This is a genomic window from Bacillus sp. SH7-1, assembly GCF_008042405.1.
GTDB classification, from domain to species: Bacteria; Bacillota; Bacilli; order Bacillales; family Bacillaceae_G; genus Bacillus_A; species Bacillus_A thuringiensis_N.
This window is the reverse complement of record NZ_QNUD01000038.1, coordinates 21,540-24,237: the sequence shown is the minus strand read 5'-3', so window position 1 is coordinate 24,237 and position 2,698 is coordinate 21,540. Positions and strand designations below refer to the sequence as shown.

Genomic DNA, 2,698 nt, shown 5'->3' with positions numbered 1-2,698 from the left:
CAATAAATGGATGTACTTTTAAAAGCAAAGAAAAGGACACGAGTTATTTTACCCGGTTATACAGAGAAGGAAGGAAAGCTGAGAACTTCCTAACGCAGAAAAATAACTTTAGAGCTGCACTGGGGAAATCAAGTATCTAGTGCCGTGTATGCGACGTTATCGCAAAAGAAGCCATTACATTTTGTGATGGGAATCTGGGTGGAACCACGGATATAAGCATATTCGTCCCTATTTTAGGGATGGATATGCTTTTTTGTATTCAATTTCATAATAAGCGAAGAAAAGGACACGAGTTATTTTACCCGGTTATACAGAGAAGGAAGGAAAGCTGAGAACTTCCTAACGCAGAAAAATAACTTACCACCTTAGAGCTGCACTGGGGAAATGAAGTATCTAGTGCAGAAAAGGACACGAGTTATTTTACCCGGTTATACAGAGAAGGAAGGAAAGCTGAGAACTTCCTAACGCAGAAAAATAACTTTAGAGCTGCACTGGGGAAATGAAGTATCTAGTGCCGTGTAAACGACGTTACCGTAAATGAAGCCATTGTTTGTTTGTAATGGGAATCTGGGTGGAACCACGGGTATAAGCACGCTCGTCCCTATTTTAGGGATGAGTGTGCTTTTTATTATGAAATGGAGAGATGAAAAATGAAAGAACAAATGATTGAAATTAAATTTCCAGATGGTAGCGTGAAAGAATTTGTAAATGGAGTTACTTTAGAAGAAATTGCGGGATTCATTAGCAGTAGTTTAAAAAAGAAAGCAGTCGCAGGGAAAGTAAATGATCGGTTATATGATTTACGCCGAAATATTGAAGAAAATGCGGAAGTAGAAATCATTACTATAGATTCAAATGAAGGTGTAGAAATTGCAAGACATTCTGCGGCACATATTTTAGCGCAAGCTGTAAAGAGAATGTATGGTAATGTAAACCTTGGTGTAGGGCCTGTTATTGAAAATGGATTTTATTATGATATTGATCTTCCCAGTAGTGTAAACGTAGAAGACTTACGAAAAATCGAAATAGAAATGAAAAATATTATAAAAGAAAACGTAAAAATAGAACGATTTGAGGTTTCTCGAGAAGAAGCAGCAAAACTATTTCAAGAAATGAATGATCGTTTGAAATTAGAACTTTTAGAAGCAATTCCTGATGAGGAAAGTGTAACACTGTATAAGCAAGGTGAATTTGTAGATTTATGTAGAGGACCACATTTACCATCTACAGGTTATTTGAAAGCATTTCAATTAACTCACGTTTCCGGTGCATATTGGCGAGGAGATAGTAATAATCAAGTGCTTCAGCGTATATATGGTGTTGCATACTCTTCTCAAAAAGAATTAGAAGAGTATTTACATTTCGTTGAAGAAGCAGCAAAAAGAAATCATCGTAAATTAGGTAGTGAGCTTGAGTTATTTATGTTTTCTGAAGAGGCTCCAGGAATGCCATTTTATTTACCGAAAGGACAAATTATTCGTAATGAGTTAGAAGCATTTTTAAGAGAAATTCAAAAAGAGTACAATTATCAAGAAGTACGCACTCCGTTCATGATGAACCAAGAAGTATGGGAAAGATCAGGGCACTGGGGACATTATAAAGATAATATGTATTTCTCAGAAGTGGATAATAAAAGTTTTGCATTAAAACCAATGAACTGCCCAGGGCATATGCTAATGTTCAAAAATAAATTGCATTCTTATCGCGAATTACCGATTCGTATGTGTGAGTTTGGTCAAGTACATCGCCATGAATTTAGTGGGGCGTTAAACGGATTATTAAGAGTACGTACTTTCTGCCAAGATGATGCACATTTATTTGTAACTCCAGAACAAATTAAAGATGAAATTAAATCTGTAATGGCGCAAATCGATTATGTATATAAAACTTTTGGATTCGAATATGAAGTAGAACTTTCTACTCGTCCAGAAGATTCAATGGGTGATGATAAATTGTGGGAGCAAGCAGAGGCAGCATTAGCAAATGTATTACAATCATTAAATTATAAATATAGACTAAATGAAGGTGATGGTGCATTTTACGGACCGAAAATTGACTTCCATATTAAAGATGCTTTAAATAGAAGTCATCAGTGCGGAACAATCCAGCTAGATTTTCAAATGCCAGAGAAATTTGATTTGAATTATATAGATGAGAAGAATGAAAAGAAAAGACCAGTTGTCATTCACCGGGCAGTATTAGGATCTTTAGACCGCTTCTTAGCAATATTAATTGAGCACTTTGGAGGAGCGTTCCCTGCTTGGGTAGCACCAGTTCAAGTGAAAGTTATTCCAGTATCGAATACAGTCCATGTACAATATGCAGATGAGGTTACTGATAAGTTAGCTCAAGCTGGCATTCGTGTTGAACGAGATGTGCGAGATGAAAAATTAGGATATAAAATAAGAGAAGCACAAATGCAAAAAGTTCCTTATGTTCTTGTTATTGGAGATAAGGAAATGGAGAACGGAGCTGTAAATGTACGTAAATATGGGGAAGAAAAATCAGAAGTTGTTGAACTAGGTGTATTTGTGAAAAGTATAAAAGAGGAAATAAAAAATAAGAAATAGTGATTGATAATAAAATACACCCATTAACATGTATTACTGAATTTAAAGTAAATAAAGAACCATAATAAATGATGAAGGGATAGCTTAATTGCTATCCCTTCATCATTTATTGCCATATACTTCATCTC

General features: G+C 35.2%; 1 protein-coding gene and 1 other annotated feature. The gene reads left to right on the top strand.

The genetic code is table 11. The features are described 5' to 3' along the window. The first annotated feature begins 18 nt into the window (after positions 1-18). Positions 19-233, top strand: a binding site (T-box leader). A 417-nt stretch (positions 234-650) separates the two neighbouring features. Then, the gene (gene thrS, locus DN390_RS25015; RefSeq protein ID WP_147808765.1) at positions 651-2,570 is read left to right on the top strand and encodes a threonine--tRNA ligase; all 1,920 of its coding nucleotides are present in this window, start codon (positions 651-653) and stop codon (positions 2,568-2,570) included. The last annotated feature ends 128 nt before the right edge of the window (positions 2,571-2,698 follow it).